This is a genomic window from Galbibacter sp. PAP.153, assembly GCF_037029175.1.
Lineage (GTDB): Bacteria > Bacteroidota > Bacteroidia > Flavobacteriales > Flavobacteriaceae > Galbibacter > Galbibacter pacificus.
In genome coordinates, this window is the sequence record NZ_JAZEUN010000011.1 from 52,934 (window position 1) to 76,525 (window position 23,592).

General features: G+C 39.2%; 13 protein-coding genes. 1 reads left to right on the forward strand and 12 read right to left on the reverse strand.

All coding sequences use genetic code 11. The features are described 5' to 3' along the window. Positions 1 to 115 precede the first annotated feature (115 nt). The 6 genes from galB to UXI14_RS08745 form a co-directional block, all read right to left on the reverse strand. Positions 116 to 2,851 (reverse strand): beta-galactosidase GalB, encoded by a 2,736-nt coding sequence (gene galB, locus UXI14_RS08720; protein WP_335965802.1) that lies wholly within the window; start codon positions 2,849 to 2,851, stop codon positions 116 to 118. Positions 2,852 to 2,973: 122 nt separating this feature from the next. After that, entirely contained in the window at positions 2,974 to 4,743 is a 1,770-nt protein-coding gene (locus tag UXI14_RS08725) for a glycoside hydrolase family 43 protein (protein WP_335965803.1), read from the reverse strand. A gap of 64 nt (positions 4,744 to 4,807) precedes the next feature. Beyond that, complete coding sequence (locus tag UXI14_RS08730) at positions 4,808 to 5,776, reverse strand: glycoside hydrolase family 43 protein (RefSeq protein ID WP_335965804.1); 969 nt, start codon at positions 5,774 to 5,776, stop codon at positions 4,808 to 4,810. A gap of 103 nt (positions 5,777 to 5,879) precedes the next feature. Further along, a complete protein-coding gene (locus UXI14_RS08735) occupies positions 5,880 to 6,947 on the reverse strand; it encodes an endo-1,4-beta-xylanase (protein ID WP_335965805.1) in 1,068 nt (355 codons plus the stop codon). Between the two features lie 74 nt (positions 6,948 to 7,021). Beyond that, entirely contained in the window at positions 7,022 to 8,488 is a 1,467-nt protein-coding gene (locus tag UXI14_RS08740) for an MFS transporter (protein ID WP_335965806.1), read from the reverse strand. 271 nt (positions 8,489 to 8,759) lie between these two features. Next, positions 8,760 to 10,316: a glycoside hydrolase 43 family protein gene (locus tag UXI14_RS08745; protein ID WP_335965807.1), complete on the reverse strand. Its 1,557-nt coding sequence runs from the start codon at positions 10,314 to 10,316 to the stop codon at positions 8,760 to 8,762. A 285-nt stretch (positions 10,317 to 10,601) separates the two neighbouring features. Between UXI14_RS08745 and UXI14_RS08750 the strand changes: the two genes are divergently transcribed. Further along, on the forward strand, positions 10,602 to 10,778 hold the full coding sequence (locus UXI14_RS08750; protein WP_277899511.1) for a histone H1: 177 nt from the start codon (positions 10,602 to 10,604) through the stop codon (positions 10,776 to 10,778). A 185-nt stretch (positions 10,779 to 10,963) separates the two neighbouring features. Here the strand turns inward: UXI14_RS08750 and UXI14_RS08755 are convergent, their stop codons facing one another. From UXI14_RS08755 to UXI14_RS08780, 6 genes are all read right to left on the reverse strand, one after another. Next, positions 10,964 to 12,742, reverse strand: a complete 1,779-nt coding sequence (locus UXI14_RS08755) for an alkaline phosphatase (protein ID WP_335965808.1) — start codon at positions 12,740 to 12,742, stop codon at positions 10,964 to 10,966. 79 nt (positions 12,743 to 12,821) lie between these two features. Continuing rightward, complete coding sequence (locus UXI14_RS08760; RefSeq protein ID WP_335965809.1) at positions 12,822 to 14,564, reverse strand: RagB/SusD family nutrient uptake outer membrane protein; 1,743 nt, start codon at positions 14,562 to 14,564, stop codon at positions 12,822 to 12,824. Positions 14,565 to 14,583: 19 nt separating this feature from the next. Further along, positions 14,584 to 17,520: a TonB-dependent receptor gene (locus UXI14_RS08765; protein ID WP_335965810.1), complete on the reverse strand. Its 2,937-nt coding sequence runs from the start codon at positions 17,518 to 17,520 to the stop codon at positions 14,584 to 14,586. 231 nt (positions 17,521 to 17,751) lie between these two features. Further along, on the reverse strand, positions 17,752 to 18,624 hold the full coding sequence (locus UXI14_RS08770) for a DUF808 domain-containing protein (protein ID WP_335965811.1): 873 nt from the start codon (positions 18,622 to 18,624) through the stop codon (positions 17,752 to 17,754). A 139-nt stretch (positions 18,625 to 18,763) separates the two neighbouring features. Beyond that, positions 18,764 to 19,759, reverse strand: a complete 996-nt coding sequence (locus UXI14_RS08775) for an FAD:protein FMN transferase (RefSeq protein ID WP_335965812.1) — start codon at positions 19,757 to 19,759, stop codon at positions 18,764 to 18,766. A 97-nt stretch (positions 19,760 to 19,856) separates the two neighbouring features. Then, positions 19,857 to 23,561: a metallophosphoesterase gene (locus UXI14_RS08780; RefSeq protein ID WP_335965813.1), complete on the reverse strand. Its 3,705-nt coding sequence runs from the start codon at positions 23,559 to 23,561 to the stop codon at positions 19,857 to 19,859. Positions 23,562 to 23,592: the final 31 nt, after the last annotated feature.

Genomic DNA, 23,592 nt, shown 5'->3' on the forward strand with positions numbered 1-23,592 from the left:
TATTGCAAACCATAAAAATACTGCAAAAAAAACAGTCATGTAATTTTTAGACCTTCTTTTAATACATACCATAATACATAAATTAAATATCAATATATAAGACTGATTTTATAAACTAATTTGCATGAAGCTGAACGGCATCAGGTTCCATGCCCTTGGATTTAATTGTAACTTTAATTTCTCCCGAACCTGTAGCTTTTACTATTGTCAAAATTTTCCCGTTGAAGGCTTCTCGCTTTTTAGAATTAAAAGACACCATATTGGTTGGATCGCCGTTTGCAGTAGCCACAAGAATGCCCTTTCCTTCCAGTTGGAACTCAATTTCTGGGTTTGCATCGGGAACAAAATTCCCCTGCTTATCTTCAACTTGTACTTCAATAAACACTATATCCGTTCCGTTGGCAATTATGGTATCCCTATCAACTTTTGCATTTAATTTATAAGCTTCGCCACTGGTTTTTACAATATCTTCTGCCCATTTTTTATTATGCTTATATGCAATTACCCTTAATTCTCCAGGCTGATATTTCACATCGTTCCAACGCAAGCGGTATTGGTATTTTTCTTTCTTTTTTCTTCCCAAAGACTTGCCGTTTAAAAAAAGTTCTGCCTCGTCTCCCGATGTAAATACATGCACCAGTGTTACTTTTCCCATTCTATCGGGCCAATTCCAGTGAGGCAATATATGTGCCATGGGGTAATCTGGCCTCCAACGGGACTGGTAAAGGTAAAACCTGTCTTTTTTAAACCCGGCCAGGTCAATAATTCCATAATAGGAGCTTCTCGATAAATAATACGGCGTGGGTTCGCCTAAATAATCCCAACCGCTCCATACAAAACCTCCGGCCACATATGGGTGCTTGTCAATGGATGCAAAAACTTTATCTGGCGAAGATCCAAAATCGGCTGAATACAAATTATAATCACTTACAATTCCAAGTTTTTCAATTCCTCCCAAAGCTTCAGCCAGTGGAGAACTAATGCCTTTTGTTACCGGGAAAGTATAACTTCCGCGACTGCTAAATGTGGCCGCATTTTCACTGCTTATAATTACTTTTGTTGGAAACTTTTCATGAAAAGCAGGATACAAAGGCGGTGTATTGATTCCTTTTAAATGTGCATATTCCGGTGCATTACGGATGCCCTCGCCTTGATAGTTTAAATTAATTATGTCCATTTCAGCAGAAAAAGGCATATCTGGTTTTGCATAGTTCATGGATGCCATTGTTAAACGGGTTGGATCTTCTTGACGCACTATTTTGTTGACCTTAGCGGCAACCGCTGCCCCCGCGTGTCCCGTGTATTGTTCACCAACTTCATTTCCCGTGCTCCACAATACCACTGATGGATGATTGCGGTCGCGCCTTACCCAAGCCCGTAAATCTTGTTCGTACCAATCGTTGAAGATAAGATGAAAATCATGAGGGTTCTTTTTACGCTCCCACATATCAAAAAGCTCGTCTATCACCACAAAACCCATGCTATCCGTCAATTCCAATAATTCGGTGGCGGGAGGGTTGTGTGCCATTCTAATTGCATTAACACCCGTTTCGCGAAGTGTTTCCAGTTGGCGTTGGGCGGCCCTTTCGTTAAATGCAGCCCCAAGCGGACCAAGATCATGATGCTGGTTTACGCCTTTTATAAAAACTTTTTCACCATTTATGAGCATTCCTTCTTTAGCAATAAATTCGACCGACCGGATTCCAAATGGGGTTTCGTAATTGTCTATTATTTTTCCATCCTTTTTAACATACGTTTTTGCTATGTACAAATTTGGCGTTTGTGTTGGTGGTGGCCCCCATAACTTAGGATTTTTAATAACTACCGAATCTAAATATTTTAAAGTTTGATTAGGCTTTAATTGTACGGCCTTTCCATTGATAGAAGCTATTTTTTTATTTCCTTGCTTTAAATAAATTTCTGTTGAAACCTGTAAAGAAATCGTTTCATTTGAATCATTTTCCACATTTGCTTCAATTGCAACCAAGGCCGAATCTTTTGTTACCTGTGGTGTACGCACAAAAGTTCCCCAATGAGCTATATGGACAGGATTGGTCTTTACCAGCCATACATTTCTGTAAATCCCACCTCCGGGATACCAACGGGACGAATAATTGGGGTTATCAAGCCTAATCGCCAATTGGTTTTCTTGGCCCGGTTTTAAATAAGACGTAAGCTCTACCCTCCAGGATGAATATCCATAAGGCCAACCGCCTACGATATGCCCGTTACACCACACCATTGCATAAGACATGGCTCCGTCTATATCCAGAAAAATAGTTTTCCCTATATCTGATTCCGGAATGTTTATTTTCTTTCGATACCAAGCTACACCGGGACTTGGAAGCCTACCCATGCCTCCGCCTACTTTAGCCTCCCAACCTTGCATAAAGGGCCCTTGTATGGCCCAGTCGTGTGGTAAATCAATTTTTTGCCAACTGGAATCGTTAAACTCTTTTTTAACAAAAGGAAAATTTTCCCCGGGATTCCCATTGGGAATATCGTATCGTTTAGCGGGATCCTTTATAAAATCGTTTCCCGTGGGCAATATCCATGGTTTTAATACAAAAACATCTGAAGTTTGGGCTACTGCTTTGGTTGGCTTTGCATCGGCAGGTTTGTTATCATTTACTTCTGTTATGGAAGGCCTTGTATCGTAAATTAGCGTATCTGGGGTTTCTTCATCTGGATACTTATAAAAATACCAATCATTGTTTATTGAAATCCGTTCCCGAACCTGTTTAGTCCCGGAACTGTTTTGTTGCCCTTTTCCAGTTTCATTACAAGAAAATAGCAACGCAATTATAATTAATGCAATATTTTTCAATGTTGTTATTAATCTAGTATACATTCTAAAGCTTATTTTATCAAACATTAATTTACTCACTAAGTAAAATTTATGATGCTCCAACGCTTGGATCGAAATGTTATATATTTTTCCACTTAAAGCCCGTGTGCTTGCACAGGGGTAGTTTACTCTACCATTTCCTCCTTTATCAATGGAACCCGCTTTTTGGTAGCATACACCCCTATGTTAGTACCCGTAAATCCATAGGAATTTGCTGTAGATAAGTAACGGGCATCTACTCCCGTTTTTAGTGTTTTCCATTCTGAAGCGTTGCTTGCATATTGAAATTCAAAATTAAGACCGTTTGAAATTACCCTTAAATGAAATAGTTTTTCACCGGTTTCCAGATTTTTTTCGGTCAAAATTTCCCGACCATCTTTCGTTATTTTTTCAACAAGTATTTTTGGGCTTTTTTCATTTCCGGTCAAGGTAAATGCATACTGATGTGTTTCATCTTTCATAATAAGAATGCCAGCGGCCTCATGCAAACCTGAAGGCTCAAAATAAACCGTGGTTTCTGCTTCAAATTTATGGTGTTGAAGGCGGCGGGAAACAAAGGCCGGGGTTTTTAGTTCTACCGTATTTACATCGGCACAGGAAAGTGCCAAATAGCCCGGAATATCTTTTAAAGAATATAAATTCTTTCCATCTCCCCGAATGGTAACCCATTCTTTTGGAAGCAGGGAATCTGTAAAATCCTCGGTTATGCTAAAATTGCCGTAAGTTGTTTTTTTAACACGTGTGCTACCGGGCATTTTTATAATTCTCGGTATTTCTTCATTTTCTCTGGTCATGTATGGAAAACCACTTTTATCCCATTGTACGGGCATTAAAAAAGTTTCCCGGCCCAGGTTTTCAAAATCGTTGTCTATGGGGCGGCATGCCAAAAATACGGCCCACCAACTACTGTCTTTCTTTTGGATAAGGTCGGCATGCCCGGCACAGGTAATGGGCAGTGGCCTGTTTGAGTCTAAGTGTTTTTGGGTCAGTATGGGGTTTTTGTTCCACGGTTTGTAGGGCCCCAGCACCGATTCGGACTTAAATATAACTTCGCGGTGGTTTACAGACGTTCCCCCTTCGGCACACATTAAATAATAATTTCCATTAATTTTATACACATGGGGGCCTTCTATCCAAATAGGTTTTTCTGATAGGTCAACCCCGCCGTTAACAATCATTTTTCGCGGACCCTTCATTGTTTCTGTTTTTATGTCAAACTCCTGTATGCGTATAGCCCGATGCCCTTCGTATTGGCTGCCGCCGTCTGGGGCATCGTTGTTAACCACATAGGCCTTTCCATCGTCATCAAAAAAGAAAGAAGGGTCAATACCTTGAACTTCCGGCAACCAAACCGGATCGGACCAACCCTTGAAGGGGTCTTTCGTTTTAACAAAAAAATTGCCCTTTTTTATGTTGGTCGTTATCATGTAATATGTTTTGTTATGTGGGTTATAACTTATGGCCGGGGCAAAAATCCCTTCGGTAATACGCTGGCCATCCAAAGGCAATTGTTCCGGCCTGTCCAAAACATGCCCTATCTGTTTCCAGTTTACCAAATCTTTGCTGTGAAAAATGGGAACGCCCGGATAATAAGAGAATGTGCTGGTTACCAAAAAATAATCTTCTCCGTTGGAACATATACTTGGATCGGAATACCAGCCCGGCAAAATAGGATTGTAGAAATAAGAACTGTCCGGCAGCGTATTTTCATTATAAAAATCGTCTTTTCCAGTATATTTGAAATCATCAAAATATGCCGTTGATTTCTTAAACGGAATAGTCTCGATTTCTTTTTCATTTGATTTTGAACCCGTATTACAAGACTGGAAAAAAATCATGATAAAAGAGACGAACACCCATAAGCGGTACCCATTTTGTTTTTTTAATGAAAACATAGACTTTTTCTTTTTTGTATTGAATTAAATATTTTTTACCGCACCAATTCAAAATATTGATGCTTTAATCTGTACCGTTGATTGTTTGAATGGTACCGTCTTCATTATATTCCATTTCGCATACCTTCAAGCTCCTTAACCATGTTCTACCTCCGGACGGCATGCTATCGTGATGAAACAAATACCATTTCCCCTTAAAGGAACTAATTCCGTGGTGCGTAGTCCAGCCCACAACCGGAGTAAGGATAACGCCTTGGTAGGTAAAAGGCCCGTAAGGGTTATCACCAATGGCATAACAAATACGGTGCGTATTCCCGGTGGAGTACGAAAAATAATATTTCCCTTGATACTTGTGCATCCATGAAGCTTCAAAGAAACGCCTATCGTGATCTCCTGCGGAAATGGGAACCCCGTTAACATCTACAATTACAATTTCTTTAGGGCTTTCGGCAAAAGACAGCATATCGTTAGACAATTTGGCAACCCTTGAGGGCAATGCAGGGCTATTATCTTCTGGTTCGTGTCCGCATTCTATGGCCTTGTTGTTTCGGTAACGCTGCAATTGTCCGCCCCATATTCCGCCAAAATACATGTAATGCGAGCCATCTTCATCCTCAAAAACACACGGATCTATAGAATAACTTCCCTTCATTGGTGCATCAATTGGTTTAAAGGGGCCATGTGGTTTATTGCTTACGGCAACTCCTATTCTAAATATGTCCAGTTCGTCTTTTGCAGGAAAATACATATAATATTTACCGTTTTTATGGGCTACATCGCAATCCCAAAGTTGCCTGTTGGCCCAAGGAATATCTTTAATGTCTAAAGCCACGCCATGATCGGTAATTTTTTCATCAATGGTTTCCATAGACAATACATGGTAATCTTTCATGTTGAAGTGATCGCCATTATCGTTTTCGGGAATGCCCGAATCTATGTCGTGCGAAGGATATATGTACAGTTTTTCATTAAAAACATGTACCGAAGGATCGGCCATGTATAAATGATCTAATAAGTATTTCTTTTGTTTCATCTGTTAATATTTTATTGTTTTTAATGGTCAGATGGAATGTGCCTTTAATTATTATCCCGGTCGGTATCTAAAATTTAGTTATGGGCATTTTATAGTAACCGGGTTATTCTGAAAGCGTTTGCTTAATTATTTTATCTACTATGGGTTTTGGGGCATAATTTCTACTAAATAGCAAAGGATAATCCTTCCTCCCGGGAACAGGCCAATTATTTTTCCAACTATTGGCATCGGTAACGCCCCATAAAGTAACCCTTGTAACGGCTTTTTCATGTTTCTCAAAAAGTTTAAAAAACGATAAATACCTTTGCTCAAAGGCAGTTGTAACCGAGTCTGGAACCGATTCCCGATAGGGATCCATTTGTTGTTTGTACTCAAAACTTTTTGTTACTTCTGCCCCCGCATTTTTGTCGGGGAATGGCAATATGCTTATGTCCATTTCGGTAATCATCACCTTACATCCCAGCGAAGAAAAAGCCTCCAAACTGGCTTCAAAATCTTTAATATCGGGATTGTCCAGACCCAAGTGGGATTGCATCCCAATGGCATCTATGGTTATTCCCTGTTTTTGAAGTTTTTTCACCATGGCCACTACCCCATTCCGCTTTGCGGGAATAGACATGGAATAATCATTGTAATACAGTTCGGCATCGGGATCTGCTTCACGGGCAAATTGAAAAGCCAGTTTTATATAATCTTCACCTATAATTTGATAAAATTTTGAGTTCCTGTATGTTCCATCATCGTTAATTGCTTCGTTAACAACGTCCCAACCCTTTATTTTTCCTTTGTAGCGTGTCACGATGGTTTGAATGTGATTTTTCATTCGGGCTATTAAAGTTTCTTTTGAGACCATTTTTCCAGCATCATCAACAAAAAACCAGTCTGGAGCTTGAGAATGCCAAATCAAGGTGTGGCCCGTTACCACCAAATTATTGTCCGTACCAAATTGAACAAACTTATCTGCCAGGGAAAAGTCAAATTTATCTTCCCGGGGGTGAATCCTCTCGCTTTTCATACAATTTTCGGCAACAATGGCGTTGAACTGCTTTTTTATAATATTGGTGGCCGCCGTATCTTTTCCCATTATTTGATAAGCGTTCATGGCGGCGCCAATTAAAAACTTCCCTTTAAATGCTTCTTTTAGGTTTAACGAAGTTTCTTGTGCATTCACAGAAAAAATTGTGAAGCATACTATTAATATTGTCTTTATTAATTTCATCTATTTAAAATTTCATTTATATCAAGTTATCCAACCCGGCGTTTCTCTAAATCTTCTTGAATTTGCATTTCTTTACGTTTGCCAATTTCATACATAAACAAACTTGTAGCGGCCAGTAAAAAGGTAATGGCCGGATATATGCTTACGGATAATTGTATTCCTAAAACAGCTTTTTCTGATTGTTCGGTTAAAAGTTCGTTATAACCATAAAACCCAAGAATCCCGGCCACCAATGCTCCACCAATACTCAATCCAGCCTTTAGGCCAAAAATCATGGCCGAAAAAATTATGGCGGTGGCACGGCGGTTGTTTTTCCATTCTGAATAATCGGCAACATCGGCAATCATTGCCCACAAAAGCGGTGTGGAAATTCCATAAAAGAAACCATGTATGCACTGTGTAACAAAAACCAAGTAAATAGCCGAAGGACTGTAAAAATAAAAAGCAATTAAGGTAATTGCAGAAAGTACGATGCTGAAGCCAAAAACATTACGCTTTCCGTATTTATCGGCAATGGGCTTAGAAATTCCTATTCCAACAATCATCATTACAATACCAATAGCATTAAAAATGCTAAAACCAGAGGTAGCGGGATCGTCTGGCCATTTAAAACCATGCATTCCCATGGAAACAAGGAGTTTGTTAAGGCTAACTATTAAGGGATTGAACCCAATATCGTTAAGAAACCCCTGAAGACTGGAAACACTTAAATAATTATCAAAATAATAAACATACATGCCCCCTTTTAGGGAAAGGGTTATAAAAATAAAAATGGTGGCCAACAGCATGGCAAACCAAGGTTTATTTTTAAATAAATCTTTTAAATCGTCCTTAACAGAAGTTTTTTGTTCTTCCTTTGGTTGGATCCGTTCCCGGGTGGTCAAAAAAGTAATAATAAAAAAAACGATTCCAATAATGGCAAATATGGTAATAGCCCTTTCAAACCCGAGTGTTTTACTTCCGTCACCAAGAATATAAACCAGTGGCAAAAGCAAACTTTGCACGATAAACTGCGCAATCATAACCGCAGTAAACCTATAGGAAGATATACTGTTCCTTTCTTTCATGCTACCCGTCATGACACCGCTTAACGAGGCATACGGAAGATTGTTTGCAGAATAGATAACAACCAGCAATATATAGGTAATCAAGGCATAGGTTATTTTACCGTTTAAACTGTATTCGGGTGTCCTGAACGCCAAAATTGCCATTAATCCAAAAGGAATGGCCGTCCATAATATCCATGGCCGGAATTTTCCCCATCGCGTTTGGGTCCTGTCGGCAATAATTCCCATAACGGGATTAAAAAAAGCCCCTGTCATTCCGCCAACAAAAATTATGGTAGATGCAATGTTTGGCGGGATTTTGTATACATCTGTATAAAAAAATGCCAAAAAGGTCATTAAGGTTTGAAAAATCAAATTGGCAGCCAAGTCGCCTAAACTATACCCCAATTTTTCCAAAAAGGAAATTTTTTGTTCGCTTCCTTTCATCTTAATCGTGGTTATAATTGGTTAACAGCTTAATAGAAATGCTATTTACGAATGAATTTTTCATCTATTTAATACGTTTACTTCTGAATAAAAAAATTTAGCCCTTTCCATATATCCATGGAAATGGACGTGGTCAACAAATTTATTTTCAAGCTTTTAATACTGCTGAATTATTTGTTACAATTAGTTTACAATAGGTTACACAAAGCATATTTCTTGCTCTTTACAAGCTTTTTTGGCTACCTAAAACATTTTTTATGCTTAAAAACTATTACGGTGCTAACTGTTCTTTTATGTGGAAGTAATTAAAGTCTGCATACCCGCCTGTTGTTTTTGTAGCATAATTAAACAGGCCAAAACGGTAGCCCATAAAGTGGGAAAGGGTATATTTCATTTTTAGTTGATTTCCTATGGAATGCCACGATTTCCCGTCCAAACTATAGTAAAATTGAGCCGTGTCCTTCATTTCCCTGTAATTGCATGCAGCACTGAGGTAAACGGTATTGGCAGTTATCGGGATTTTTGCATGGATCGTGGGTTTACCAGATTCATAATTTACCTGAACGATGTACTTTTTTCCGTTTTTATATTGAACCCCTACATAACCATAATATTCCTGTAAAAGAACCAGTCCGGCCACATCGCCTTCTTTCATTGCAGCAATATCAACAGCAGTGCTCCCGTTGCATATGGGGCCAAAAGTACGTTGGGTCAAGGTGTTTTTTGTTGCCACCACGGAAGAGTCCAAACGGTTGGTTGTCAATCGAAGATACCCCCGTCTATCGGTAACCGACCAATAAACTTCATCCGGGTTATGGTTCCATTGCCATACCAATGGCAAAAAAGGTTCGTTTGCTTCTCGGTTAAACTCGTCGGAATTTACTATTCCGGGAATCAAGCCATTGCTAGCCGGAAGATTTAACGTTGACGGGACTTTGCCGTTAACCCCTAAAACCGGCCAATTATTTTCCCAATGAACAGGAACCAAATAAGGAATGCGGCCTACAGCGCCATTATCCTTAAAAAGATAGGCAAACCATTTGCCATCGGGTGTGTCAATTAATCCTCCTTGAGCTACACCTTTGTCTTGAAAGGTTAACCTACCTTCATACGGGCCGCCAATTTTATCTGCCCGGTGCACGACCACTGTTCGCATGCCCCCTTTTGGCCAGGTAATATTGAATAAATAATATTTGCCCTTCACCTTAAAAAGTTGAGATCCTTCTGCTGGGAGTGCAATATCGTTACCTGCCGGTGCGCTTGCATTTGTTATAAGCGTTCTTTTGGTGCCTTCTTTAAACCCGGACAAATTTTCTTTTAGTTCTACTATTTTAAGGTCTCCGCCACCATAAATCATGTATATTTTTCCATCATCGTCAAAAAACAAGGTATTATCGTGAAAGCTCGGCTTAAAAGAAAGTTCTTTCCATTTGCCACTTTCTATAGTATCGGTTGAAAATATATACGTTTTCCCGGTAGTCGATGAAAAAGTAGAAACATAAAACGTCCCCTCGTGATAACGCAAACTGCTCGCCCATGAGCCTTTTCCGTAGGCATTTTCGCCGCTTTCCAGATTTAGGGCATCGGTATTCCCCAATGTTTCGTAAGCATAAGATGCCAATTCCCAATTTATCAAGTCGGTAGATTTCATAATGGGCACCCCAGGATTCATATGCATGGTCGTACTGCTCATGTAATAGGTATTTTCAACACGAATCATGGACATATCGGGAACATCTGCATAAATAATCGGGTTTTTTGCGGTTTCTTGCCCGGTCGCTATTTCAGAAAAAAATAGAACGAGTAATATTTTTAGATAAATTTTCATATTTATTTTTTGATATTTTTCTACTGATTGGTTTATAGTTGCCTGTATGCTTGCCTACCAAGGTTTAAAACAAATATAGGGTTTGATGCTTTTAAATGATATTTGTATGTTACAAATCCTTAATAATGCGATACATAGTCTATTTACCTACATAAAATGACACCAGTGCTAAGAATCTTCAAATAGGCAAAGGCACTTTTATATGATTTTAAATTTGAACTTCCGCCATCTTTTCTACTAAAATTATTGCCTATATTGCAGGCTTTAACTTATTAAAATTAAAATATGAAAGAATTAATTAGTAAAATCGAAACCGAAATCGAAGCCTTTCAAAAAGATGCAAACAGCCAATTGGAAAGCGGTAATAAAGCAGCTGGAACTAGAGCCCGTAAATCGTCTTTAGAACTTACAAAATTGTTCAAGGAATTTAGAAAGGTTTCTTTGGAAGCTTCAAAAAAGTAAATAAAAAAGAAGAGGTTGCCTTGTCGGGCAACCTCTTTTTAAATAACTTGCTAACTAATTATTCAAAATGTGAAAACTAACTCTCGGCACAAAGTTGGATATATATTTTTTAAGGCATGTTACCTGTAAATTATCAAAATATTAATTTGATCCAACAACTATCCCAAAGCCGTTTTCAGTAAGAATTATTTGTTAATAGCCTTCCATATTTTCTTAAAAATCGATGTGTTTTCAAAAACACCCTTAAAATTTTCCGCTTGCGGGCCATATGCAAAAACGGGCACCATAATTCCGGTATGGTCTACGGTCAAAAAATCGGCTTGTACGGTACCGCTTTCTATATCTCCACCAACAATGCCCAAACCAGAGGTTTCATGGTCGGCGGTAATTACCACCAACGTATTTTTATGAGTATCTGCAAAGCGAAGTGCTTGGGCTATGGCCCGATCGAAATCAAGCATTTCTTTAATTATACCCTGAATGTTATTTGAATGTCCGCCATTATCTATTTGAGCACCTTCAACCATTAAAAAAAACGGTTCCTCTTTAGAACCAAGCACTTCAAGTGCCTTATGGACACTATTTGGCAACGCATTCTCTCTTCCATTTATCATCGAAGGGGCTTTTTCGTCCCCAAGATAAACCGCGATTGGCTGATTAAAATCGGTAAATGAGTCAATCGTTACCGTTTTAAACTGCTTTCCAATGGTATTTTCTTCATTTTTACCCCCTGCCATAAAAAAGTCAAGTTTGCTATGCACGAGGTCCTCCACGATTCCATCTGTATTATCACGCTCTGCACGGTGCGCATAAAAAGATGCTGGGGTTGCCCCATAAATGGCATCGGTAGAAACAATAGCGGTATTAAACCCCTGCTGGTTTGCCATAGTTACTAAATTGTCAAGCGCCTTTCCTGCCGGATCCACACCAATGGCCCGGTTGTTGGTTTTAGTACCGGTAGCCATGGCAGTTGCGCCTGCGGCCGAATCGGTTATTAAATTATCAAAAGATGCCGTTTTGGCCAATCCAACATCCTTAATTCCAGTTAGCGTGAGCTCCCCACGGTTGGCAATCATGGCAGCCGATATTTGTGCAAGTCCGTTTCCGTCGCCAATCATTAAAATGATATTTTGCGGGGTTTCGTCCTTGTTATATCCATAAACCGGCTTGTATATTTCAATTGGCTCTTTTTGGCTATATGTATTATTGGCAAGCTTGCTTAAATACTGTTTTGCAAGGGCTGGCTCATCGGTATTTATGTAGTCTACGCCCAACTTTGCCAAATTGGCCCATGCCGTTTTGGTATCGGGAGTTGCCCAGAACCTAAATGGCCTTGAAACATCATGCGCCTTTTTAATGGCGCCTTCTACCTTTTCCTGCTCCTTGGCCACCATTCTGCCATAACCGTTCCATACAGTGTATGTTTTAAAGCTTACACTTACCAAGGCTACTTTTTTTAAGTCTATTTTGTCCAGATTGTTCAGGTTTTGATGGTCAAACCATATAAAATCGGGATAATTATTGTAGTCTTCAGGCTCAGGCCTGTTTCCCGAAATTACAAAACGTACTTTTTTATTGTCTATAACAGATGGGTACCTTTTAAGGACTTCGACCAATTTATCAAGGGTTTTATAGGCATCGGATTTTATATCGACCAATAATTGCAATTCCCTTAATTCTCCCGACGCCGCCAAACTTTCCAGTTTTTTTAAGTACATGTTTTCCAAAGTGGCCTTGGCATCTATTTCATCTTCGCTATGCGTTACGTAAAGTTCATTGTTTTTAAGAAAAATGTCGGCTTCTATGGAAGCGGCACCATTACTAAAAGCATACCAAAACGGGAGTTGCTGTTCGTAATCGTTGTGGGAATGTACCTTAAAGGTTTCCTGAGCGAATAACGTAAAATTGATTCCGTTGGAAAGCAATAAAAAGTAGGCCAAGGTTAATTTTAGAATATTCTTCATATTTATTTACAGCTTGTTTTATTTATAGCATTCTGGTTTTTTTACCCAAAAACACTAGTATTTCATACAAAAATAAGTATTAGTACCCTTCGTTTTGTTCTAAATATCCCGAAACATTGGAAGCACCATCAATGGCATCCTGCGGGATTGGGAATAGTCTATGGTGAACATCTGCATCGGTTTTTTCTGTCCAGGAATCTTCATAATGACCAAAGCGGATTTGGTCGGTTCTTCTAAAACCTTCCCAATATAGTTCAAAACCACGTTCCCTATAAAGCGTCTCTAGGTCAACAGCCGGTAAAGCCGCTGGAATTGGCGCACGTGCCGTTCTGGAAGTGCGTACCACATTCACATCTGCCAAGGCTCCTGCATTGTCGCCATTTCTCAATTTGGCCTCTGCACGCATCAAATAAATTTCGGCATACCTCATTAGCACCAAATCCACGCTACTATAATTATTTCCGTTAGGCGAAGTATTGCTAAATTGATATTTAGAAGTACGGTAACCATTGGCATGGCGCCTTCCTTCGTTTGAAAAATCAACTTGCAGTATGTGGTTTACATAGCCCACATCTTTGTCGGGGCCATTTCCTTTTGTCTGTTTTACCGGATAGATACGATATCCCCCGTCGCAGGTATAAAAAGATCCGTTTTCGTCTTTTCTAGGCCCCCAAATAATGCCACGTATTATTCCCCTGTCAATTTCAAAATCTTCCGCAGCAGTACAATAATAATGGTCTTCATCGTTCAACGGTGAAAGGCCGGTAAGGTCTTGAAGTGCTTCTGGAATGTCTTGATTCTTTTTATAGAACCTTGCATCGGCTTCTGCTGGGTCTACATTTCCGTAGGCATCTACCCAAGTTTGATAAAAATCGGATGTAATTGCCGGGCCATCGGTACCGTCTGCGCTAGGAAATTCGGGTCTTGGAAACCATGAGCCCGCAAGCGACCAATATGCCCAACGGCTATGTTCGTTGTTCATTACGCCCCGTTGGTCTGCCGCAAAGATCAGCTCGGGATTATCATGGTTATCGTCGTTGAACAAATCGAAATATTCTGAAGAGAATGAAAAATTGCCCGAATTTATTATTTCATTGGTATAGGCTATTACCATGTCCATATCTTCATTGGTGAAGCTTGGAGTTCCATATGGATCGCGATATACGGCCGCATTAAGGTACAATCTTGCCAAAAACCCCCAAACGGCCGCTTGGGTTATCCTTCCGGGGCCTTTTTGGGTATTTATTACATCTACCACCGAGATTAATTCGCTTTCAATATAATCAATAGCTTCCTGCCCGCGGAGTATCTGGGAAATTTCTTCTGAAGATTCTTTTTTAAACGCAATTCCCCAGCTATCCAATGTCAACATATTTAAGTATGCCCTTAAAGCTATCATTTCGTTAAGAGCTCCTTCGGCCTCTGTATTTCCCGCCTCGGCAAGTGGTTTTAATACTTCAATAGCCGAAAGGGTCCTGGAGATATTTTTGGTAAGCTCGTTCCAGGAACTTCCCACCAAATCGTTGCTTGGGGAAATATTATGTGTATGCGCTTCCAGAAATTTACCACCATCGTACCAATCGGTACCGCCACGATAGGGCAAAATAGCCTCATCGGCAGGGATTAACTGTAACCCGTAATAATTAGTATGCCTCCAGGTCCATGCAACCTGGCCATAAGCCGGGGCTATGGCCCCACTTACAGCCTCTGCCTGCCCGCTACCTTCCAAAGATTCGTCTATAACTTCTTCGTCTAAATCGGTACAACTTAAATTGGACAATAAGCTAATCCCGAAAAGTGCAATTATAATTTTATTCTTCATTTTTGAAGTCTTTTTTTGATTAAAATGATATGTTTAAACCGAACAATAGGGTTCTTGTTTTTGGGTAGTTGAAATAATCGATCCCGAAAGTCTGAATACCGTCAATAGTAAGGTTTGAATTAATTTCAGGGTCAAATCCGCTGTACTTTGATATTACAAACAAATTCTGCCCTGTAACCGAAAACCTAATGTTATGGATTAAATCTCCCATTCCTAATAACTCCGGCCTTAAATTGTAACCCAATGTGGTGTTGTTTAACCTCAGGAAATCGCCATCTTCCAGATAACGTGTAGAAACAGTGTTAGAATTGGTAATATCTTCGTTTTCGTATTGTGTTACAATATCGGTGGTATTAAAGTTGGAAGCCAATAGTCCTTTTGTAAAGAGGGACATTGCCGTATGGTTGTACACCTTGTCTCCGGAAACCCCATTAAAGTTAATCCCCAAATCGAAATTCTTGTACTTTAGATTTACGTAAAAGGCATAAATAATATCCGGCAAGGCGCTTCCGGCCACCCTACGATCATCAGACAAAATACTTAGGCCGTCGTCTCCAATGCCCATAAATTCCTGCATGTAAAAAGACCCTATGGCCTCTCCGTTAAGGTTCCCGTTAATGGTGGCATCGGTTTGCCCGGCACCTTGTGCGGCTCCTGTTGTTAAAACTTCATATGGAGAATCTACCACTTCATTGTTGGTGTAAGAAATGTTCCCGCCTATATTAAAAGTAAAGTTATTGCTGAAGTTTCCATTGTAGTCCAAAGAAAATTCTACCCCGCTATTTTTAATTTCCATGTCCGGAATATTGGTCCAATATTTATCGGTTGGCTGAACCGGGTCTGCCGGGGTTACTTCAAGCAATATATTTTCTGATACTTTATTGAAGTAATCTATAGTTCCCGTTAACCTGTTATTAAAAAAGCCAAAGTCCAGACCTATATCGGCTTGTGTTGAAACTTCCCATTGAATATCGGGGTTTGCCAAGCGTGTAAAAATCGTGCCATAAGGATAATCTTCAATAGAACTTTCGTCGCCGTTTATCGGATAAGAATCGTTATCATCTTTACTATCGGTATAACTTAATTTGGTGATTTTTGATGGAATTTCCTGATTTCCGGTCTTACCCCAACTGGCCCTTAATTTTAGGTTGGTTACCACGCTTGAGGCGCTTAAAAAATCTTCGTTCATGATGTTCCACCCCAATGCAACCGATGGAAAATAACCATATTTGTTGTTCTCCCCAAATTTTGAAGAACCATCTCCCCGCATGGTTGCGGTTATTAAATACTTGTCGTTATAAATATAATTAAGCCTCCCAAAAAAAGACTGAAGCTCGTTTTTAACAGCATATGTGTCCATATAAGTCGGGGTGCTTTCTCCACCGATCTGGTCTTGGTATTTTGGGTCGACTCCATTATCAGAGAATCCTTCCATTCTAAAACTTTTTTGCTCCTCGTATGTCTCTTGGTATGTTTGCCCCACTAAAAAAGTGAAGTTGTGCTTATTTTTGAAGAAATTATAGGTCAATGTATTCTCCACCAGCGTATTTTTATTGGTGGTGTAAATAGAATTTAAAGACCCGTTTGTATAATCTTCCAACAAAGAATATGGCTTGTATTGAATATCCCTATTGGTTGAAGAATAATCTACGCCAAGGCTCAACTTATAGGTAAGTCCCTTTACTATTTTAATTGAAGGGGCAATATTTGCCAAAATACGGTTGTTAACCGCCTCGTCGCTATATATTTCTTCTCTAGTAAAAGGATTTAGCATATTTTCCAACAAAGTAGGTTTACCATTGGTATAAACTGGCGTTGTAGGATTAAGCTGAAGCATGTTCCCAACAATTGATTGAGCATCTGCCCTTGAGTTTTCGATCCTGTTTGCGGTTAAATTGTACTCTACCCGCAAATGGTCGTTGAATGCCTTTTGCATGAGATTTAAGCGACCGGAATACAATTTTAGGTCGTTGGACTTTAATATACCCTCTTGATCGTTTACACCCAACGATGCACGGTACGAAAAATTATCGGAAGTATTGCTCAACGAGAAATTTACATTTTGAGAAAAGGCTGTCCTGGTCAATTCGTCCTGCCAATCTGTGTTGGCCCCGCCATCATCTAAAGTTCCCCCAACAGCTACCACTTGCTGCCTAAATTCATCGGCACTAAAAACATCCACTTTATTGGCCAAGGTAGAGAAACCGGAAGTCACGCTCAGGTCCATCTGGGCCTTATCGGTTTTTCCATTTTTGGTTGTTATCACAATTACCCCATTTGCACCCCTCGACCCGTAAATGGCCGTTGCCGATGCATCTTTTAAGACATCTATTTTTTCAATGTCCTGCGAGTTGATAAAGTTTAAAGGGTTGGTGGCCACTCCTGTGGACGAGTTGTCCAGTGCAAAGCCATCGATAACGTACAAAGGTGTTGTTCCCGAGCGCAAACTACCCACCCCGCGAATAATTACATCTTGTGTAGCACCGGGTTCGCCACTAACAACCGACACATTTACACCGGCAACCTTTCCTTGTAAAAGCTGACCGGGGTTTGTTACCAATCCCTTATTAAAGTTTTCGTTATTAACCGAACCGATAGCCCCTGTAACATCGGCCCGCTTTTGGGTACCATACCCAACTACAACAACATCTTCCAATTGCATTTGGTCGGTCTGCATCGCTATTGTAAGCGGTTGGCTGCCCATAACTGTTATGGTTTGGGACTGCATTCCAAGATAACTAAACTTAAGGACATCGCCCCTTTCAGCTTCTATGCTGAATTTTCCGTCAAAATCGGTAACGACCCCTATATTTTTCTTCTCAACGGTTACATTAACACTTGGAATGGGGAAATCGTTTTCGTCTAAAACTATACCTGTAATGGTAGCCTGCGACCAACTTACGGAGGTCCAGCCCATCAATACTAAAATTACTACTAAATTTAGGTTTTTAATCATGCTATTTTAATTAGTTGAATATTAATCAACGAAGTAATAACATGAATTACTAAGGCGGGTTATGCTTAAGTAATGAAAACACTAATGTTAGTAAAAGTGAACGTTAACAACTTTAACAAAAAGTTATGTGCGTAAAAAGAATAAGAAATCCCTTGGCATAAACCTAACCTATAATTTATTATTTATCAAGTATTTGATGTTTATTTATTCCGAAAGAAAAAACTTAAGTTATCAATGTTTCTTTTTGAATATTTTTTTAATAAGAATTACCACGAAAACTGCTACAGATCCAACAATTAAACCAGTAAGGAAATCTTTAATTATTGAAGGCATGTTTGGAAGGATATGATGAAGGTACTCGATATTATGATTAAATATCCCTCCCGAGACCAATAAGAGTGCAAGTGTTCCCACCACCGACAGTCCTTTTATAACCCATGGCAAAGAATTTACGAGGAACCTTCCTATTTTATCGGATATGGTATTGTCCTCATCGTTTAACTTAATGAGCTTATACCCATAATCATCCATTCTAACAATAAGCGCTACAATTCCATAAACCCCGATTGTGGCCAAGATGGCAACTATGCTAACCACAAGAATCCTTGTTACCAAAGGTTCTTCAATAACGGCCCCCAATGCAATTATTACAATTTCTATGGAAAGTATAAAATCGGTTAGTATTGCCTGTTTTATCCTGCTTTTTTCAAATTCTTCAAGTTCTTCCTCGGGAATGGTCACTGGCGTTTCTTCATCAACGGTTGGTGCATGCGGGAAAATAAATTCGTATATTTTTTCGGCTCCTTCGTATGCCAGGTATATTCCGCCCAAAATCAAAATAACAATAATGGCAACGGGCAGGTATGCACTAAGCAAAAAGGCAATGGGTAAAATAATGAGCTTGTTAAGGAAAGACCCCTTTGTAATGGCCCATAATACAGGTATTTCCCTATTGGCTACAAAACCCGTGGCCTTTTCTGCATTTACCGCCAGATCGTCGCCCAATATTCCGGCGGTCTTTTTGGTTGCTATTTTGCTCATGGAAGCAACATCGTCCATTAATGCAGAAATATCGTCTAATACCGCAAAAAAACCTGATGCCATAGAAATATAATTTTTATTGATTGATTAGCTCTTTTTACTCACTATATGAGATTTATAATGCCTCGAATGTTTGCACCGAGGTTGTATACTTCAAACAAAATAAAAGAATATTATCCAAATAGTATACAGAACACGTTATTTAATCGAAAAATTTTTCCGAGTGCCATGTTTCGGTAGAATCTGCTACGTTGGCAACTATTAAATACCCTTCTATTTCGGGATCGTTTTCAATAAACTTCTTGGATTTTTCCTCGCCCATGGCCATACAGGCTGTAGCATACGTATCGGCAATAGCCGATGATTTGGCTTTAATGCTAACGCTAAGCAGGTGATGCTCTACCGGAAACCCGGTTTTGGGGTTTACTATATGCGCATGTTTTTTGCCAAGGCTATCGTAATAAAATTTGCGGTAGCTTCCGGAAGTGCTAAGTCCGGTATTTTTTAAGCGAACAGTGCTTATAACACTTCTTTCTTTAACCAACGGGTCAAAATTAGGGGCTTCAATACCAATTAGCCAAGTTTTGCCTTTTTGGTTTAAGCCACGGCACTGCATTTCGCCACCAATTTCCAACATATAGTTTTTTACCCCGCTTTTGTCCAGAATTGAAGCCAAGGCATCTAGCGTATACCCCTCGCCCATGGCACTTAAATCTATTGCCGCATTTGGTTTTAAAAAAGTTATTTTAGTTGTCTCCACCGTCAAGATACTGTCAAAAGCTGTTAAACCCAGTAATTTGTTTACCTTAAGGGTATCTATCTCTGAACGGTTTTCGAATTTTGACTTCCATGTACTTATTAACGGATAAATGGCAGGATTAAAATAACCATTTGTCTCGGTATAATAATGCTTTGCTTTTTGCAGCATATCCAAAAAGGTTGCCGAAGGATTGTTGTAAACCCCTGTTTTATTAAGAATAGATATTTGAGACTCGGCAACATACGTATTGGCCGCAATATTAACTTGCTGAAAAACGGAATCTATCTGTTTTGTATAATCTTTTTCTGAATCTATTTGAAAGTGATAATACGTACCAAACACATCTCCTTTTAAATCTTGATAGGTGGTACTTTTTTCTTGCTGGCAGGCTATTATAAACAGTGCTGAAAATATGCCCATTGCAACCTTGTAATACATTTTATCTATAATTTTAATGGAATGCAAAAGTAACCAATTTAGTTAATGATGTTTTTTAATTTTTTAACCCTGCCCGATTACCGTTCGGGCAGCGTGGTTAAAAATTCACTCCTAACTTTAAGGCAAATCGGTTTCCTTCCTTAGAATTAAACAGAGACATATCCATATTAATTAGCTTGCTTGCCACTATAAAAACACCTCCGCCAAAAGAGTTGTGCCAAAGTCCGGAGTCATCGTTTTCCAGCCATACCCTTCCACAATCGGCACCTCCGTACAGCCCCAATTGAATTGGGAGTATCCTTGTTTTAAAAGAATTAAAGGTATAACGCAAATCGCCATTGAAAACCAAACTGTTTTTTCCGGTAAACCTATTAATTCTATAGCCCCTTAAACCACTGTTCCCGCCAAGAAAGGGCGCCTGATAAAATTCAAAATCATCGCCAAAGTTTAATTGGCTTTGCACATTTGTTTTTAAAACCAGTTTATGGTCTTTGCTTAAACGGCTATAAAATGTAAGTTGAGGTTTTAGGTAGGCAAAACCATGCCCAGAATTGGATAAGTTGAAAGTATATCCCGTAATTGCATTAAAGAACATCCCCCTGCTTGGGTTAATACCAAGGTCGTAACTTTTGTATGTATAGCCCAATTCCAATGTAGTAAAGTACTTCCAGTTGAAAAAATCATCATCTAAGTTGTATTCCCCTATAAAACGGTCCGGAGTATTATCAACTTGGGCCCCTTCAAAAATAAAGGTTCCTCTAAATGTGCTTCCATACGGCGATCTTTTGGTAAGCCCCAAATATCCTTTAAGGTTACTTAAATTTGTTCGGTAGTAATCCATCCCGAGATCGTCTTCCAGATTTTCGGTTTCATTGCCATATCCATAGAAATTCCTTGCATATGTAGGGCTGTTATATTTAGCGCCAAAAGAGAGGTTTAGTTTTTTTAATAAACCTGCCACTTCTCCATCATAAGTAAATTCAACACCTTGTGTTGCAAAATGATAACGTATCCCAAAGCTGTGCTTTGTAGAAAACGGGTTCCTTTCAAAACCATAATTGGTTATTGTATAATTTAAGCCCGCTATAACTCCGGCATCTGGATTAAAACCTAGCCCGGGAACCAAGGTATATGTTGAATATTTGTTTTTATTGTACGTAAAAATATTGTTCTCGTATATATCAGTAAAGCGTTTCACACCTCCATTGTTAACTGCGACGGTATTGTTTTTTGATTTATAATCGTAAAAACGCACTTTTTTGCCGTTATTGATTTTAAATGTGTCGTTATTTTGGCCTCCAACCAAACGTACCATTATGGGATTTTTAGCCTTGCCGTTCACTTCAAATATATCTTTATCATCCAAGCCATAAATCCATATTTCCTTGGTAATATTGCTGTTAAAAATCCTGTTTACTATTATATCGGCTTTTTTTCCGTCTTTTATCCTAGAAATAACTACGTGTGTTTCTTTGTTTTTGGCACGTATAACTTCAATATAATCATCTTTATCGGTACCAAACAATACGGCTACTTTATTTAATGTTTTGTAATAATTGTTTGCAATATTCCCCAAAAGCACTTTTCGTTCTTTTAAGGTCGTTTTTATTTTTTCTAAAGATTGGTCCTGTACTTCCCGGGGCACTTGTTTAAATGCTTTTTCAATTACATCATCTGTAAGGTTTTCTTGTATATAGGTCGCTTCTTCCTGCCAAACGGGCAAAGTGCTGTTTTGAATAAGAACACGGTCCATTGGCATTGGTTCGGTATTAAACCATTCTATATTTTTAAGCTCAGGTTCGTAACGCTGCATCATTTTGGCCGGTGCTACCAATGTTCTTACTGAACTCAAGAAAGCACCATCAAAATCGGAAAAAGCCTGATCTCTGTCCCTCGGTATGGGGCGGTATATTTTTTTATTTCCTTCATCAAACTCTGCCCACCGCCATTGATCGGTATGCCTGTCCCAGTCGCCAATGAGCATATCGAACAAACGCGCCCTGATGTATGCCCTTTCATCTAAGACATATTTCTCGTCTTCCCGTAAATTATCAAAAAGGTCGTCTGTACTTTCAATATCATCGGGACGGCCAAAACTTTCCAGATCTTGGTGCTCTTTTCCGGGCCGTTCTTCTATTAAATACAGTTCGTTTCCATATTCATCGTTATACTTTCCAAGCCTTTGTTGTTTGGGTATGTAATACAATTTAGGATTTGTATGATAAACCCCAACGGCATTAGACAATATCGGGATTGGGTAGGCAGCATATGGATGTGCCGATGTATAGAAATCCAACAAAAGATCTTCTGGCAGGGTTTGGGTAAGATCTTCCGTAGTTAAAATCTTGTCTTTCAGCACAACACTTTGCAAAAACTGAACGGCACTTTTTTTAACCGCCCTCATGTTGTATTCCTTGCCTCGCTTATCTACGAGCCTTAATGTTTTTGTTTGATGCCCGCCGCCCATGCGTATTGGCGTGAGACCACCGTATAGCGTATCCAGAACAGCTACTTTTGCCTTAATGGGCGTTCCATATATCTCGCGGTAATGGTCGCCCCAAAAACCTTTGTAGGTATTTGAAACTTCTGTTTTCTCTTTGGGGTAAACCGAAGTGGTAATGTAGCTCGGGTAATTTTTAGGGAAATTATAGTTTTTAATGGCCGGAGTAGGCGGATAAACTTCCGTTTGAAAAGCAAGCATTTCCTTACCGTCTACAGCCGTAAAAAACCTCACCCATGAAGATCCGTCTTTATAAACGTCAATAACGGCATATCCCTGTTTCCCCGAACCAAAAATTGCATTTCCGGTTAATTTTGTTGCTGATTCTTTTGAACCAGAACCTGCAATTACCTGTTTTATTTTATTGTTGACGATATATTGTAGGGAATGGTCGTGGCCCGATGCAAATATTACATTTGCCGGCGCTTCTATGGCAATGGATTCTATTCTTTTTTTAAATTCCTGATATCGTTGGTTTTGAGTATCTTGAATAGAAACTCCGCCAGATTTTCTAACATGCTCGATCAATGATGCTATTCCGGGCATGGGAACCTTGCTTTGAAATGGAAACAATTGTTTCCCGGCCGCAAAATACCCACCATGTGTTCCATATGTAAACAATGGATGATGAACCGCCACAATGATGGTTTTTCCTTCATTTTTTTTCAGCATTCCTTCAAACTCGATAAAAAATTTCTTTCTCGTTTTTATTTCACAATCGTCGTTTATGGTCGGGTACTTGTCCCAATCTTCTAAAAACCACTGAGAATCTATCGTTATTAAATGAACCGCTTCAGAAATTTCTATTTCGTCCAAACCGCATGCATCACTGGGCAATAAAATTTTTTTTCTTTTAATAATATCCTCAATAAAATCTTCTTGCCTTTCTATTCCTTTAACCCCGCCATTGTACCAGTCGTGGTTCCCGGGAATAAAAATTACTTTGGCAGCTGCATCTTTTACGGCATTTATTTGGGTGGTTAATTGGTACTCGGCATTTTCCCTATTTGCCTCGTCTTCCGGGGGCATTCCATCGGGATAGATGTTGTCGCCCAAAAAAATGGCAAAATCATTTTTAGTACTTTTAGACACAGCCTTCCGGAAAAGCTTTAAGGCATCAGACGGTTCGCTATTGTTAGAACCTCCCGCATCGCCTATTAAATAAAAACACCGGTCTATTTCTTTATTTTGGGAATCTTCCTTGTAATTTTCCCTTACAAATTTCGACTGGTATGTTGCGCAGGAAAACATACAACACAAAAAAAGGAAGATGAGGGTTTTATCAAAGTATTTTTTTATCATATTTTCAATTAAATGCAGATTTTATCGTAAT